14 protein-coding genes are annotated in these 13,765 nt (G+C 70.0%); 9 read left to right on the top strand and 5 right to left on the bottom strand.

Annotated features, from left to right (window positions below; genetic code table 11):
* Window positions 1-19: 19 nt before the first annotated feature.
* Together MNO14_RS14215 and MNO14_RS14210 are read right to left on the bottom strand one after the other, a co-directional pair.
* Window positions 20-262 (bottom strand): DUF3297 family protein, encoded by a 243-nt coding sequence (locus tag MNO14_RS14215; RefSeq protein ID WP_241944342.1) that lies wholly within the window; start codon window positions 260-262, stop codon window positions 20-22.
* A 74-nt stretch (window positions 263-336) separates the two neighbouring features.
* A complete protein-coding gene (locus tag MNO14_RS14210; RefSeq protein WP_241944341.1) occupies window positions 337-621 on the bottom strand; it encodes a DUF4031 domain-containing protein in 285 nt (94 codons plus the stop codon).
* 316 nt (window positions 622-937) lie between these two features.
* On the opposite strand from MNO14_RS14210, the gene MNO14_RS14205 reads away from it, so the two are divergent.
* Together MNO14_RS14205 and betT are read left to right on the top strand one after the other, a co-directional pair.
* The gene (locus MNO14_RS14205) at window positions 938-2,005 is read left to right on the top strand and encodes a hypothetical protein (RefSeq protein WP_241944340.1); all 1,068 of its coding nucleotides are present in this window, start codon (window positions 938-940) and stop codon (window positions 2,003-2,005) included.
* 121 nt (window positions 2,006-2,126) lie between these two features.
* Window positions 2,127-4,136, top strand: a complete 2,010-nt coding sequence (betT, locus tag MNO14_RS14200) for a choline BCCT transporter BetT (protein WP_241944339.1) — start codon at window positions 2,127-2,129, stop codon at window positions 4,134-4,136.
* Between the two features lie 99 nt (window positions 4,137-4,235).
* Here betT and MNO14_RS14195 read toward each other — a convergent pair whose 3' ends face one another.
* Window positions 4,236-4,799 carry a DUF3016 domain-containing protein gene (locus MNO14_RS14195; protein WP_241944338.1) on the bottom strand — a complete coding sequence of 188 codons (564 nt, stop codon included), beginning with the start codon at window positions 4,797-4,799 and terminating at the stop codon, window positions 4,236-4,238.
* A gap of 297 nt (window positions 4,800-5,096) precedes the next feature.
* On the opposite strand from MNO14_RS14195, the gene MNO14_RS14190 reads away from it, so the two are divergent.
* The 3 genes from MNO14_RS14190 (at window position 5,097) to MNO14_RS14180 (ending at window position 7,477) form a co-directional block, all read left to right on the top strand.
* Window positions 5,097-5,702: a murein L,D-transpeptidase catalytic domain family protein gene (locus MNO14_RS14190; protein ID WP_241946354.1), complete on the top strand. Its 606-nt coding sequence runs from the start codon at window positions 5,097-5,099 to the stop codon at window positions 5,700-5,702.
* A 77-nt stretch (window positions 5,703-5,779) separates the two neighbouring features.
* The gene (locus tag MNO14_RS14185; RefSeq protein WP_241944337.1) at window positions 5,780-6,772 is read left to right on the top strand and encodes a L,D-transpeptidase; all 993 of its coding nucleotides are present in this window, start codon (window positions 5,780-5,782) and stop codon (window positions 6,770-6,772) included.
* Window positions 6,773-6,775: 3 nt separating this feature from the next.
* Window positions 6,776-7,477: a M23 family metallopeptidase gene (locus tag MNO14_RS14180; protein ID WP_241944336.1), complete on the top strand. Its 702-nt coding sequence runs from the start codon at window positions 6,776-6,778 to the stop codon at window positions 7,475-7,477.
* On the opposite strand, the gene MNO14_RS14175 is transcribed toward MNO14_RS14180, so the two are convergent.
* Window positions 7,478-8,164 carry an arylesterase gene (locus tag MNO14_RS14175; protein WP_241944335.1) on the bottom strand — a complete coding sequence of 229 codons (687 nt, stop codon included), beginning with the start codon at window positions 8,162-8,164 and terminating at the stop codon, window positions 7,478-7,480.
* A gap of 145 nt (window positions 8,165-8,309) precedes the next feature.
* Here MNO14_RS14175 and MNO14_RS14170 point away from each other — a divergent pair, with 145 nt between their 5' ends.
* Window positions 8,310-8,969: an ABC transporter ATP-binding protein gene (locus MNO14_RS14170; RefSeq protein ID WP_305879413.1), complete on the top strand. Its 660-nt coding sequence runs from the start codon at window positions 8,310-8,312 to the stop codon at window positions 8,967-8,969.
* On the top strand, window positions 8,966-11,494 hold the full coding sequence (locus MNO14_RS14165; RefSeq protein WP_241944333.1) for an FtsX-like permease family protein: 2,529 nt from the start codon (window positions 8,966-8,968) through the stop codon (window positions 11,492-11,494). The genes MNO14_RS14170 and MNO14_RS14165 overlap by 4 nt, the downstream gene beginning before the upstream one ends.
* A 39-nt stretch (window positions 11,495-11,533) precedes the next feature.
* Here the strand turns inward: MNO14_RS14165 and MNO14_RS14160 are convergent, their stop codons facing one another.
* A complete protein-coding gene (locus MNO14_RS14160; protein WP_241946353.1) occupies window positions 11,534-11,791 on the bottom strand; it encodes a hypothetical protein in 258 nt (85 codons plus the stop codon).
* 195 nt (window positions 11,792-11,986) lie between these two features.
* On the opposite strand from MNO14_RS14160, the gene MNO14_RS14155 reads away from it, so the two are divergent.
* Both MNO14_RS14155 and MNO14_RS14150 read left to right on the top strand, forming a co-directional pair.
* Window positions 11,987-13,033: a methyltransferase gene (locus MNO14_RS14155; RefSeq protein WP_241944332.1), complete on the top strand. Its 1,047-nt coding sequence runs from the start codon at window positions 11,987-11,989 to the stop codon at window positions 13,031-13,033.
* Window positions 13,030-13,728, top strand: a complete 699-nt coding sequence (locus MNO14_RS14150) for a pseudouridine synthase (protein WP_241944331.1) — start codon at window positions 13,030-13,032, stop codon at window positions 13,726-13,728. Before MNO14_RS14155 ends, MNO14_RS14150 begins: the two co-directional genes overlap by 4 nt.
* Window positions 13,729-13,765 lie beyond the last annotated feature (37 nt).

Genomic DNA, 13,765 nt, shown 5'->3' with positions numbered 1-13,765 from the left:
GACGCGGCGCCCGTGCGCGTCAGGCGTCGAGGTGGAAGTAGGGTTCGACCGTGCCCTTGAGCTTGACCGTCAGCGGCTGGCCGCGGCGGTCGAGCGCACGGCCGGCCGCGACCCGGATCCAGCCTTCGCTGACACAGTATTCCTCGACGTCGCGGCGCTCGTTGCCGTTGAACCGGATGCCGATGCCGCGGTTCATCGCGTCCGCATCGTAGTGCGGGCTGCGCGGGTCGTTGGACAGGCGGTCGGGCGGTGTATCGGTCATGGCGGTCGGCATCGCGATCGGAAAGGGCGGAAGGATACCGCCGCCGAAGGCCGGCTTCATCTGCGGCGCCGCGCTCAGGGCGCCAGGCCGCGTCCCTGGCGCCGCGCGTTCTCGATCACCGCGCGCACCAGCGCACGGTCGTGGTGGCGCGAGATCGGCATCGCCCCCAGCGCGATCGCGCGTTCGCGCAAGCCGGCGGTGACGTCGTAATGGGCGCCGCTGGTGCGGTTCTGGAACGCGCGGCGCGGCATGCCGAGCTGCGCGGCGAAGGCATGCAGCTCGTCGAGCGTGTCCGCCAGCAGGTGCGCCCAGCGTTCGCCGCGCCACAGGTGCACCGCATCATCGACGTAGACGGTCATGGCGGGTCTGCACATCGGCGTCATTGCCGGTTGTCCATGATAGCGCCCGGATGCGGCCGCGTGCCTGCGGCGATCGTGTGTTTCCGACATCGAATGGCCTGCGGCGCGCGCGCGTTTCGCACATCGTGTCGTGGCTGAAAACCCCGGGTTTTCCCTGGGTTTTTCGCATGTTCGCAACTCGCCGGATTTGGGCTTGGCGCTGCGAATCGTTAAACTGGCTGATTCGTGCCGATTGATCGAGTGATTCGAGGAGGGCAGACCTGTTGTGATGATGCGTGGTTCCAAATGGGTGTTATGTGGTGTCCTGGCAGGCGCGATGCCTGTCGTATCGGCCGATGACGGTGCCGACCCCGGACGCAGTTTCGAGCTCGGCGGCGCGGTCCGCTTCAACTACGGATGGCTCGATTACGGGCCGACCAGTGGCCTGCAGACCGAGCTGGTCCGGGTCGACGCCAAGGGCCATGCCGGCCCGGCCTTCTTCTCCCTGCAATACCGCTGGTACGACGGCTTCGACGCCGTGCATCACGCCTATGCGGGCTGGCGTCTGGAGGACGGCCGCGACGGCGGACCGGTGTCCGACATCCGCGCCGGTGTCCAGCAGGTGCCATTCGGGCTGCTGCCGACCGCCTCGTACAGTTTCTGGTTCGGCTCCGGCTACTACCTGGGCATCGAGGACGATTACGATCTGGGCGTGGTCTGGCAGCGCCAGCACGGTGCGCACCAGTGGCATGCGGGCGTGTTCTCTGGCGACGAGTACGGTACCGGCGCCAACTTCGATCGCTACTCCTTCGATGTCGCGACGACCGAGGAGCTGCCGTATCGCGAGCGCGAACGCGTGATCGTGCGCTACGAGCACAGCGGCACGAGCGGGGGTTGGGACACGGCCTATGGTGCGTCGGCATTCGCCGGCCGCATCGAGAATCGTCTCGACGGTCGCAAGCATGATCACACCGGCGCGGCGCTGCACGGGCAGTGGACGCGCGGTCCGTTGACGCTGCAGGCGCAATGGGCACGCTACCGCTACGACAACCCCGAGTCGCGGATCGCGATGTCGGCGTTCATGTTTCCGTTCGAGATCGCCGCGCAAGCCGATGTGCCGACATTCAACGTCGCCTGGGACGTGCAGCGCACGGGCTGGTTCGACAGCATCACCTGCTACAACAATGCCAGCGCGACGCTGCCGGTGGGCGGCGATCCAGGCCTGCGCGACTCGATCCAGAACGTCACCGGCTGCAGCTTCGGCAAGGGCGTGATGCTGACCTACGTCGACTGGATCGCCGGCAAGAATATGTGGTTCGCCGGCGGCCCGGGCATCGGCGTGCGCGATCCGGCCAATGACGGCTGGCATTCCCGGCTCAACGTCAACATCGGCTTCTACTTCTGACCGAGGGCCGGGCGCGTCCCGGCCCGCGTTCCGGCGGCGGCCTTGCCACCGCTTTCACCTGGACACGGCGGCGCCTGGCACAGGCTGCAGCCCGACGTCGTGCCCCGTATGAGGACTCTCCATGAACGACTCTCCCGCGCATCCGGCTCCCGAGCCGGCCGCACCACCGGAACGCTGGCACTCGCGCATTCTCGGCCCGGTGTTCTACCCGTCGGCGTTGATCGTGCTGGCGCTGGTGGTGCTTTCGTTCGTCGTGCCCGAGGCGACCGAGACCGCATTCGGCCACGCCAAGACCTGGGTCGCCAACGACGCCGGCTGGTTCACTGTGCTCGCGGTGGCGGGCTTTCTGGTATTCATCATCGGTATCGCGGTCAGTAGTTTCGGGCGGATCAAGCTCGGCCCCGACCACAGCCGGCCCGACTACAGCTACGTCACCTGGTTTGCAATGCTGTTCGCGGCGGGCATGGGCATCGGCCTGATGTTCTTCGGCGTGGCCGAGCCGATCATGCACTACGCCGAGCCGCCGGCCGGCGATCCGCAGACGATCGCCGCCGCACGCCAGGCCATGCGCATCACGTTCTTCCACTGGGGCATCCACGCCTGGGCGATCTACGCGGTGGTCGCGCTGTCGCTGGCCTACTTCGCCTATCGCCATGGGCTGCCGCTGCGAATCCGCTCGTCGCTGTACCCGATCATCGGCGAGCGCATCCACGGCCCGATCGGGCACGCGGTCGACACCTTCGCGGTCCTGGGTACGATCTTCGGCCTGGCGACCTCGCTGGGCCTGGGCGTGATCCAGATCAACGCCGGCCTGAACTATCTGTTCGACATCGCAGTGGGGACGACGACGCAGATCGTGCTGATCACGGTGATCACGCTGATCGCGACCGGGTCGGTGGTCAGCGGCCTGGATCGTGGCGTGCGCCGGCTGTCGGAGCTCAACATGATCATGGCGGTCGCGCTGCTGGCGTTCGTGCTGATCGCCGGGCCGACGGTCTACCTGATGCAGACCTTCGTGCAGAACACCGGCATGTACGTGTCGAACCTGTTCTCGATGACCTTCAACCTCTATGCCTATGAGCCGACCAGTTGGCTGGGCGGCTGGACGCTGTTCTACTGGGGCTGGTGGATCGCCTGGTCGCCGTTCGTGGGCATGTTCATCGCGCGCATTTCACGCGGCCGCACGATCCGCGAGTTCGTCGTCGGCGTGCTGCTGGTCCCGCTGGGCTTCACGTTTCTGTGGATGACGATCTACGGCAACACGGCCTTGCACATGGTCATGTTCGACGGCGTGACCCAACTGGTGGATGCGGTGGCCGCCGACAGCTCGGTGGCGATTTTCCAGTTCCTGGAGAATCTACCGTTCTCGACGATCACGTCCGGTCTGGCGACCGCGCTGGTGGTGATCTTCTTTGTGACCTCGTCGGACTCCGGCTCGCTGGTCATCGACATGCTCACGACCAAGGGCGAGGAGGAATCGCCAGTGTGGCAGCGCATCTTCTGGGCGCTGGCCGAGGGCGCGGTGGCGATCGCGCTGCTGCTCGCCGGCGGCCTGGCCGCATTGCAGGCCGCAACGATCGCGTCCGCGCTGCCGTTCACCGTGGTCATGATCCTGATGTGCTGGGGCATGGTGCGCGCGATGCGTCTGGAGGTGGTCAAGCAGGTGAGCACCCGCGAGGCGCGGCTGGCGCCGACGGGCCTGGGCGGTGGCGGTGATTGGAAGCTACGCTTGCGCGCGCTCGCCCATCACCCGTTGCAGAAGGAAGTGCTGGCCTACCTGCAGTCGCAGGTCCTGCCTGCGTTCGAGGATGTCGCCACCGAACTGCGCAAGCAGAATCTCGAGGTGCAGGTCGACAGCGGCGAGGATGGTCGGGTCTGGTTGCAGGTCGGCCATGGCGAGGAGATGGACTTCTACTATTCCGTGCGACCGATCCCATACGAGCCGCCGAGCTTCATGCTCGACGACCCGCGCCGGCGCAGGAAGGACTCCGATCGCTACTATCGCGCCGAGGTGCATCTGCGCGAGGGCGGGCAGGACTATGACGTGATGGGCTGGCGTCGTGACGAGCTGATCCACGACGTGCTTGACCAGTACCAGCGCCACATCCACTTCCTCAATGTGGTGCGCTAGCGCTTCGCAGGGCTGTCATGCAGAAGGCCGCGCATCTGCGCGGCCTTTTGTTGTTGGGGACTTCGACCCGCCCGGTGCGCCAGGGGGCGGTGACTGCGCTCAGCGCTGGACGAGCGCGGGGCGCAGTTCGCGCCGCAGCCAGTCGTCGATGAGCTGCTTCTCGTAGCGCAGGGCGTCGCTGCTCATGGTGCTGCCGGCACGCTGCAGGAAGCCCATGTCGCGCAGTTCGCGTGGCCCTTCTGCGACGATCGTGCCGGACGCGTCGCGCAGCACGAAGTCCAGATCGATCCGCGGCGGGTAATGGTCCTTGACGATGCGGACATGGTCGAGTTGCGGGCCACGCCAGGGCTCGTACATGCCGGCGCGGCGGATGTCGTTGATCGTGACCTCGAGCGTGCTGCCGGGCGGCAACTCGCGCTCGGCGCGCCGGCGGATGTGCTCGGCGATCTGCACGACCCAGTTGCCGCGGCGCGCCTCCCAGCGGTTGCCGCTCTGGCGGATGTCGGAGAACGCGTCCGGGTCGGCCCATTGCACCGACACCGGGCTGTCTCCAGGCAGCGACCTCGGGATTTCGGGGTCGGTCACGTCGCTGCGCGCAAGCACCGGCGCGGCGATCGCGGTCAGCGCGGCGGCAAGCAGCAGGGGCAGGGAACGGCGGTTCATGTCCGGATCTCCCGCGGGCGCGTGGCGCCCGTTCGATGGCGTGTGGGATGCGAGGATCTTGCGCCGGACGGGCTTAACCGGCAATCAAGTCGACGCGCCTGTTCAGCGGTGTGTGCCGGGGCGGCGTCGCCATCGCGGTGGCGCGGCGCCGTTAGGCCCGCCTGGGCGCGGCCGCACGACTGGGCGCGCGATCACACACGCGTCGGGCGGACCTCGTAGGCTCTTCGCATGTCTGCCAAACGCCTTCGCCATCTGGCGTGGATCGTCTGCCTCCTGCCTGGCGCGCTGCTGCCGGCGATGGCGCCGCGCGCCGACGATGCGCTCGACCGGCTGGCGGCCGCCGCGCCCGCGCTCGATCGCGAGGTGCTGTCGCTCGCGCTGGCAGCGCGTGCGTGCGCTGCGCGGACACGCGATGTCGGCCGCCGGCTGGCGGTGATCGACTACTCGCGGCCGTCGACGGAGGTCCGCCTGTGGGTGTTCGATCTCGCGCAGGCGCGCCTGTTGCACGCCGAGCACGTCGCGCATGGACGCGGCAGCGGCGACAACCGGCCGACGGTCTTCTCCGATATCGAGGGCAGCTACCAATCCAGCCTGGGGCTGTTTGCGACGGCCGAGACCTACACCGGCCAGAACGGTTACTCGCTGCGCCTGGATGGATTGGAGCCGGGCATCAATGGCCGCGCCCGCGAGCGGCTGATCGTCATGCACGGGGCCGACTACGTCGATCCCGATCAGGCTCGGCGGCAGGGACGGCTGGGGCGCAGTTGGGGCTGTCCCGCCGTTCGCACCGCGGTGGCGCGCGCGGTGATCGATGACCTCAAGGACGGCCAGGTGCTGTTCGCCTATGCCGACGATCCCGGCTGGCGACAGGGCTCGACCTTGCTGCACTGTCCGGCCCGCTGAACGCGCGGCCCAGGCTTCACATGGCCGGCGCAGCGGACACGGAACCATGCCGGCATCCCCGTTGCAGGAGCGCCCCGATGACGCAATCCCGACCCCGTCCCGTCCGCTGGATGATCGCCTGCCTGGTGCTGCTGCTGAGCTGCGCGCCGGCGATCGCCCAGGATCAACCGCAGGCGGATGCCGAGGTCGCGCTGACGCCCGAGTCGGTCAATGCGGCGACGGCCGACGGCGGCGATGCGGCGATGCTGCGCGCACAGGTGCTGCTCGACCGCGCGCAGTTCTCGCCGGGCGAGATCGATGCGCAGGGCGGGACCAACACCACGCGCGCGATCGCCGCTTTCCAGCGCTTCCACGGCCTGGAGGCGAGCGGCACGCTGGATGCGCGCACCTGGCAGCTGCTGACCACCGATGCCGTGCCGGCATTGACGGCGCACACGCTGACCGCCGACGAGGTCGCCGGTCCCTTCGTCGCGTTGCCCGAGGACATGATGGAGAAGGCCAAGCGTCAGGCGCTGGGCTTCGAGAGCCTCGCCGAAGCACTGGGCGAGCGCTTCCATGCCGCGCCTGCGCTGCTGCGCCGGCTCAACCCCGGTGCCCGCTTCGAGGCCGGCGCGCGCATCGTGGTCCCGAACACGGCCGACGCCCCCACGTTGGCGAAGCCGGAGCGGGTGGTGGTCAGCAAGTCCGATTCGGTGGTGCGGCTGGTCGATGGCGCCGGCAAGGTCTATGCGCAGTTCCCGGCGTCCACTGGCAGCGCGCACGATCCGCTGCCGATCGGCGAGTGGAAGGTCGAGGGCGTGGCCGAGGACCCCACGTTCCACTACAACCCGGACCTGTTCTGGGATGCCGACCGGGGACATGCCAAGGCCACGTTGCCGCCGGGGCCCAACAACCCGGTCGGCACGGTCTGGATCGACCTGTCCAAGCCGCATTACGGCATCCATGGCACGCCGGAGCCGGCGCACATCGGCAAGACCCAGTCGCACGGCTGCATCCGGATGACCAACTGGAGCGCGCGCCGGGTTGCCGGTGTCGTCGGGCCGGGCACCGTCGTACTGCTGGAGGAATAGGCCATGACCCGTGCCGGCCTGTGGATCGCGCTTGCGGCGGTGCTCGCGCTGGCGAACGCGGCGGTGTTCCTGTGGCGCGGCGGATCTACGCACGACGCCGCGTCGCCCGTGGCCGTCGAGGCCGCGCCGTCGTCGCCGGCTTCAGAGCCGGGACCGGCCGACACCTTTGCAGCGAGCGCTGCATCGGCGCCTGCCGCGTCCGTGCCGAGCACCGCGCCCGTGGCGGCGCCCGAAGCGACGCCGGTGCCCGCCCCAGGCGCAGACGCGGGCATGGCACCGCAGTTACTGCTGCCGGTGCAGGGCATCGCGCTCGCCGACGTGCGCGACACCTTCGACGATGCGCGCGGCAGTGAGCGCCGGCATGAGGCGCTCGACATCATGGCGCCTGCCGGCACGCCGGTGCTGGCGGCAGCCGACGGCACCATCGAAAAGCTGTTCACCAGCGAGCGCGGCGGCCTGACGATCTACCAGTTCGAGCCCACCGGGACCTGGTCGTATTACTACGCCCACTTGCAGGCCTATGCGCCCGGTATCGCCGAGGGCGTGCATGTGCGGCGCGGCGATGTCATCGGCCGGGTCGGCAGCACCGGCAACGCCGATCCCGCCGCCCCGCATCTGCATTTCGCGGTGTTCCGGCTGACCGCCGAACGCCAGTGGTGGACCGGCGCGCCGGTCAATCCGTATCCGCTGCTCGAACGGCCCTGACTAGGGCCCGAGCAGCGGACGCAGCGCAGGCCAGACGTGCTCGAGGATCTTCGGCTGTGCCTCGGCGGTGGGATGCATGTTGTCGTCCTGGAAGTTGGCGCGGTCGTTGGCGACCGGTTCGAGCAGGAACGGCAGCAGCGCGACATCGAACGTGTCGGCGAGCAGCCGGTAGTTGGCTTCGAAGCCGCGCGTGTAGTCCGGGCCGAGGTTGGGCGGCATGCGCATGCCCACCAGCAGCACGCGCGCGCCGACGTGCTGCGAGGCGCCGATCGTCCGGGCCAGGTTGCGGCGGGCCTCGGCCAGCGGCAGCCCGCGCAGCCCGTCGTTGGCACCCAGCGCGATGATCACCACCTGTGGGCGTTCGCGCACGACCGCCTGCACGATCCGCGATGCGCCGCCGGCGGTGGTCTCGCCCGAGATGCTCGCATTGACCACCCGCCAGTCCGGCGCCTCGCGCTGCAGCCGTTGTGCGAGCAGGCCGACCCAGCCTTGCGCTGCGGACATGCCGTAGCCCGCCGACAGTGAATCACCCATGACCAGGAGCGTCTTGGTCTGTGGTTCGGCGGCAGGGCGCGCCGTGGCGGCCTGGGCCTGTGCTAGAACAGGCAGGGCCAGCAGACACGCCAGCATCCAGCGCGCCACGCGCGCTTGCATCAGGCGGCGCGTGGCCGCAGTTCCCAGTGTCATCTCCCATGTCTCCGGTTGGTCGGCGGTGCCGCGTCGCGACGGCGCGCCCGGCTGGCGCGAACAGTGAAGGATATCTATGCACGACGGTTCCTCCCTGCAAGATGAAGCCGTGCGCGCGACGCACTGTGCGCTCGATGTCGATGGGCTGGGCAAGCGCGTGGCGTTGCCGTCCGGTGACCTGACGATCCTGCAGGACGTCGGCTTCCGCATCGGGCACGGCGACACGGTGGCGATCGTGGGGGCCTCGGGTTCGGGCAAGAGCACGCTGCTGTCGCTGTTGGCCGGACTCGACACGCCGAGCGCGGGCCGCGTGCTGCTCGACGGCGCGCCGATCTCCACGCTCGATGAGGACGGCCGGGCGCGCGTGCGCGGCGAGAAGGTCGGCTTCGTGTTCCAGAGTTTCCAACTGCTGCCGTCGCTGACCGCGCTGGAGAACGTGATGCTGCCGTTGGAGCTGCGTGGCGATCGCGATGTCGAGTTTCCGGCGCGCGAGGTGCTGCAACGCGTCGGCCTGGGCGAGCGCCTGGGCCACTATCCGCGCCAGCTCTCGGGCGGCGAGCAGCAGCGCGTGGCGCTGGCGCGCGCGTTCGTGACCCGGCCGTCGCTGCTGTTCGCCGACGAGCCGACCGGCAACCTGGATACCGCGACCGGCCAGGCAATCGTCGATCTGCTGTTCGCGCTCAACGCCGATGCCGGTACCACGCTGGTGCTGGTCACCCATGACGACCGTCTGGCCGCGCGCTGCGCGCGGCGCCTGCGCATCGACAGCGGCCGGCTCGTCGCCGACGAGGCGCTGCCCGCATGAGGATCGCGGGGCTCGCCTGGCGGCAGCTGCGCCGCGACTTCAAGGCCGGCGACATCCGCATCCTGTTCGCCGCCTTGGTGCTCGCGGTCGTCGCGGTGACCGCGGTCGGTTTCGTCACCGACCGCGCCGAGCGCGCCCTGGCGATCGAGGCCAACCGCTTGCTCGGCGGCGACGCGGTGGTGCGCGGCGATGCGCCGATCGACGGTGCGCTCCGCGCAGCCGCCGATGCGCCGGGCCTGCGCGCGGTCGAGACGGTCGAACTCGACAGCATGATCCGCGTCGGCGAGGGCGATGCGGCCAATCTGCGCCTGGGCGACGTGCGCGCGCTGGGCGACGGCTTTCCGCTGCGCGGCAGCTTCCGGATCGACCGCGGCGATGGCGTCGAGCGCGACGCGCAGACGGTGCCCGAGCCGGGCACCGCGTGGATGAGCCGGGCCGGGGCGGACACGCTCGGCGCGGCGGTCGGCGACACCGTGCACCTGGGCGAACGCAGCTTCCGCCTCGCCGCGCTGGTGCTGCAGGAGCCCGATGCGTCGATCGATTACTTCAACGTCGCGCCGAAGGTGTTCCTGCACCTGTCCGATCTCGCGGGGACCGGGCTGATCCAGCCGGGCAGCCGCATCGGCTATCGGCTGGTCGTCGCCGGCGACACCAACGCGGTCGACGGTTTCACCCGCCTGGCGCGTGCGCAACTGGGCCGAGGCCAGCGCGTGGAAACGATCGGTGATGCGCGTCCCGAAGTGCGCTCCTCGCTTGATCGTGCCGGCCGCTTTCTCGGGCTGGCGGCACTGGTGTCGGTGATTTTGGCGGCGGTCGCGGTGGCGATGGCCGCGCGCCAGCATTCGGCCCGGCACCTGTCGTCGGTGGCGGTGATGCGCTGTATGGGCGCGCAGCAGCGCACGCTGGTTGGTATCCACGTCGGCGAGCTGCTGCTGCTCGGACTGGTCGCCTGCACCGTGGGTGTTGCGATTGCGTTCGGTCTGCAATGGGGCGTCGGCCGCTGGCTCGAGTCGCTGCTCGGCCTGTCGATCCCGGCCGCTGGTGTCCTGCCCGCGCTGCAAGGTTACGGCGTCGGCCTGGTCGTGTTGCTGGCTTTCGGCGCGCCGCCGGTGCTGGCGCTGCGGCGGGTGCCGGCGCTGCGCGTGCTGCGCCGCGACCTCGGCGGTTTCGAGCCCAGCGCCTGGCTGGTCGGGCTGGCCGGCTTCGGTGGGCTGGCCGCACTGCTGTGGTGGAAGGCCGGCTCGGCGGCGCTCGGTGGCGCGATGCTGGCCGGCATCGCGGCCACGTTCGCCGTGCTGGCGTTGCTCGCCTGGGGGCTGATCGCGCTAGTGCGTGCGCTGCGCTCAAGGCTGCGCGGCAGCCTGCGCTACGGCCTGGCCAATGTGAGCCGGCGCGCGGGCACCAGCGTCGCGCAGATCAGCGCACTCGGCCTGGGCCTGATGGCGCTGTTGCTGTTGACCTTCGTGCGCACCGACCTGCTCGATCGCTGGCAGCTGTCGATCGGCCAGGATGCCCCGAACCGCTTCATCATCAATGTGCAGCCCGACCAGCTCGACGCCGTGCGTGGCTTCATTGCCGAGCAGGCGGTCGAGCCGCCGGTGCTGTTCCCGATGGTGCGCGCGCGCCTGATCGCGCGCAATGGCGAACCGGTGCGCGGCGACGATTATCTGGGGCGCAGCGGCGACGAGGCCCAGGACCGCCAGGCCCAGCGCCGCGCCGAGCGCGAGTTCAACCTGTCGATGCAGGGCGCGCTGCGAGACGACAATCGAATCACCGCCGGCACGTACTGGGGCGACACGGTGCCGGCGTCGCCGGAATTGTCGGTCGAGGAAGGTTTCGCCAAGGATCTGGGCTGGCAGATCGGCGACCGCATCGCGTTCGATATCGCCGGCCAGCGCTTCGAGGCGCCGATCACCAGTCTGCGCAGCATCGAATGGGAGAGTTTCCGGCCGAACTTCTTCGTCGTTGCCTCGCCGGGTGCGCTCGACGGCTACCCGGCCAGCCACATCACCGCGGTGCGCGTGCCGCCGGAGCGGCCGCGCTTCACCGCCGATCTGGTGCAGCGCTTCCCGAACCTGTCGGTCGTCGACATCGATGCGGTTCTGACCCAGGTGCGCAGCACCGCCGATCAGGTCTCCACCGTGGTGCAGGTGGTGTTCTGGTTCTCGCTCGCCGCCGGTGTGCTGGTGCTGCTGGCGGCGGTCAGCGCGAGCCAGGACGAACGCCTGCTCGAAGGCGGGGTGATGCGCGTGCTCGGCGGCCGGCGCGCGCAGTTGCGGCTGGCGCAGGCCTCGGAGTTCGCAGCGATCGGCCTGCTGTCGGGCGTGGTCGCCGCCCTGGCCGCATCGGTGCTGGCTGGCGTCGTCTCGGTGCAGGTGTTCGATCTGCCGTGGAGGCCGAACTGGGCACTGGCCGCGGCCGGCGGCGGCATCGGCGTCGGCGTGACGCTGGTCGCCGGCCTGTGGGCGACCCGCCGCGTACTCGACGCGCCGCCCTCGGTGACGCTGCGCGAACTGCAGGACTGAGACGGCCGGGCAACGCGTGCGCGCTGCCCGGCCCGATGGTCACTCGATCACATCTTCTGCCGCGTCGAAGCGGCGGGCGTATTCGCGTTCCGTGCTGACCCGAAGCACCTCCTCGCCGGGCAGCTCGGGCGCGCCGTAGACGGCGTACGCGACGCGGTCCTTCTTGCGGCCGACCAGATGCAGGCGGTAACGCGATTGACCGCTGCCGGTTTCGGGGGGGTAGTGCTTCGGCGGTTCCGTGCCGTCGAGGTCGAGTTCGTTGTTGTCGATGACGCCGCCGACGAACAGTGCACGGATGGGCATCGCGATCTCCTGGGGCTGGGAAAGGCCCGGCCATCGTGCCGACGCGGATGTTCGCGATGCATCAACGTCGCGTTGGCATCGCGATGGCGCCGTCCACGTTGCGACGCGCGCATCGGCGCCTGCAGGCGGCGGCGGTCGCGGTCGAGCGGTCCCGGTAGAATCGCCGGCTGTTTCTCAGGACCCCTCGCGATGGCCGACTCCGCGCTCGATGCGCTGTTCCTCCCGTTCGAGCAGCGGTTGCTGCCGTGGCCGCCGGCCGGCGCGCTGTTCCTGCGTGCGCGCCCAGGCGTGGCGACGACCGGCGGCCGGTGGCCTGGCCTGCTGTGCGAGCAGACTCTGGCGCCGTTGCACACCGCGCTGCAGCGCGCGGGCCTGGAGACGCTGCCGCAGACCGACGACGGCGAGGACCCGGCGCTGCCGGAACGGCCGCTGGTGTTGGCGCTGCCACCGCGCCAGCGCGACGAGGCGCGGGCGTTGCTGGCACGCGCGCTGGCGGCGGTCGCGCCCGGCGGCTGGGTCGTGGCCAGCGTCGCCAATGACGAAGGGGCGAAGTCCGCGCAGGCCGATCTGGCCGCGCTCGCCGGCAACATCGGCGCGCTGTCCAAGCACAAGTGCCGGGTGTTCTGGGCGCAGTGCGATGCGCGCGGCGACGAGGCATTGCGCGCGCGTTGGGCGGCGCTGGACGCGCCGCGCCCGATCCTCGGTGGCCGGTTCGTCAGCCGTCCCGGCGTGTTCGCCTGGGACCGGATCGACCCGGCGTCGGCGCTGCTGGCCGCACACCTGCCCACGACGCTGGCCGGGCACGGCGCCGACCTCGGCGCGGGCTACGGCTTTCTGGCGGCCGAGGTGCTGCAGCGCTGCCCGGGCGTGCGCGCGCTCGACGTGATCGAGGCCGAGGGCCGCGCGCTGACCCTGGCCCGGCGCAATCTGACCGGTCTGCGCGACGATGTGGTGTTGGACTTCCAGTGGCGCGACGTCACCGCGGGCCTGCCGCGACGCTACGACTTCATCGTCAGCAATCCGCCGTTCCACGCCCACGGGCGCGAGGAGCGGCCCGAGCTGGGACGTGCGTTCATCGCCGCGGCCGCCGACGCGCTGGCACCGGGCGGCAGCCTGTGGCTGGTGGCCAACCGGCACCTGCCCTACGAGGACGTGCTCGCCGCACGCTTCGGGCTGGTGCGCGAGGTCGCCGCGCAAGGCGGCTTCAAGATCGTGCACGCGGAGCAGGCGCGATGAAACTGGTCAAGCTGCTCGCCAACCTCGGCTACGGCAGCCGCAAGCAGGTGGCGTGGATGTTCCGCGAGGGGCGCATCACCGATGCCGACGGCGAGGTGCTCTATGCCGACGACCGCGTGGCGCATGCGGCCATTCGCGTCGATGGTGAACCGCTCGATCCGCCGCAAGGCCTGACGCTGCTGCTGCACAAGCCCACCGGCTACACCTGCTCGACCAAGGACACCGGCCGGCTGGTCTACGACTTGCTGCCGCCGCGCTTCCGGCTGCGCGCGCCCGTGCTGTCGACGGTCGGGCGCCTGGACCGCGAGACCAGCGGCCTGTTGCTGTTCACCGACGACGGCCAACTGCTGCACCGGATCATCTCGCCGAAGGCCGCACTGCCCAAGGTCTACGAGGCGACGCTGGCGCAGCCGCTGCGCGGCGACGAGGCCGCGCTGTTCGCCAGCGGCACGCTCGTGCTCGAGTCCGAGACCACGCCGCTGCTGCCCGCCGCACTCGAGGTCGTCGACCCCACGCATGCGCGGCTGACGATCGTCGAAGGCCGCTACCACCAGGTCCGACGCATGTTCGCGGCCATCGGCAACCACGTCGTCGCGCTCCACCGCAGCCGCATCGGCGGCCTGTCACTCGGCGACCTCCCCGAAGGACAGTGGCGCCCCCTCGACGCGACCGACCTGACCACCCTCTTCGGCTGACCGAAACCGGGGTCAGAGTCGAATTTCCCCGAAAGCT

Source organism: Luteimonas sp. S4-F44, assembly GCF_022637415.1.
Taxonomy (GTDB): domain Bacteria; phylum Pseudomonadota; class Gammaproteobacteria; order Xanthomonadales; family Xanthomonadaceae; genus Luteimonas.
This window is presented reverse-complemented; position numbering and strand designations above follow the sequence as displayed.

Excerpts from the sequence above, each read along its gene's own strand:
- MNO14_RS14215 (WP_241944342.1), bottom strand. The coding sequence starts at position 262 with ATGACCGATACACCGCCCGACCGCCTGTCCAACGACCCGCGCAGCCCG.
- MNO14_RS14210 (WP_241944341.1), bottom strand. The coding sequence starts at position 621 with ATGACCGTCTACGTCGATGATGCGGTGCACCTGTGGCGCGGCGAACGC.
- MNO14_RS14205 (WP_241944340.1), top strand. The coding sequence starts at position 938 with ATGCCTGTCGTATCGGCCGATGACGGTGCCGACCCCGGACGCAGTTTC.
- betT (WP_241944339.1), top strand. The coding sequence starts at position 2,127 with ATGAACGACTCTCCCGCGCATCCGGCTCCCGAGCCGGCCGCACCACCG.
- MNO14_RS14195 (WP_241944338.1), bottom strand. The coding sequence starts at position 4,799 with ATGAACCGCCGTTCCCTGCCCCTGCTGCTTGCCGCCGCGCTGACCGCG.
- MNO14_RS14190 (WP_241946354.1), top strand. The coding sequence starts at position 5,097 with ATGGCGCCGCGCGCCGACGATGCGCTCGACCGGCTGGCGGCCGCCGCG.
- MNO14_RS14185 (WP_241944337.1), top strand. The coding sequence starts at position 5,780 with ATGACGCAATCCCGACCCCGTCCCGTCCGCTGGATGATCGCCTGCCTG.
- MNO14_RS14180 (WP_241944336.1), top strand. The coding sequence starts at position 6,776 with ATGACCCGTGCCGGCCTGTGGATCGCGCTTGCGGCGGTGCTCGCGCTG.
- MNO14_RS14175 (WP_241944335.1), bottom strand. The coding sequence starts at position 8,164 with ATGACACTGGGAACTGCGGCCACGCGCCGCCTGATGCAAGCGCGCGTG.
- MNO14_RS14165 (WP_241944333.1), top strand. The coding sequence starts at position 8,966 with ATGAGGATCGCGGGGCTCGCCTGGCGGCAGCTGCGCCGCGACTTCAAG.
- MNO14_RS14155 (WP_241944332.1), top strand. The coding sequence starts at position 11,987 with ATGGCCGACTCCGCGCTCGATGCGCTGTTCCTCCCGTTCGAGCAGCGG.
- MNO14_RS14150 (WP_241944331.1), top strand. The coding sequence starts at position 13,030 with ATGAAACTGGTCAAGCTGCTCGCCAACCTCGGCTACGGCAGCCGCAAG.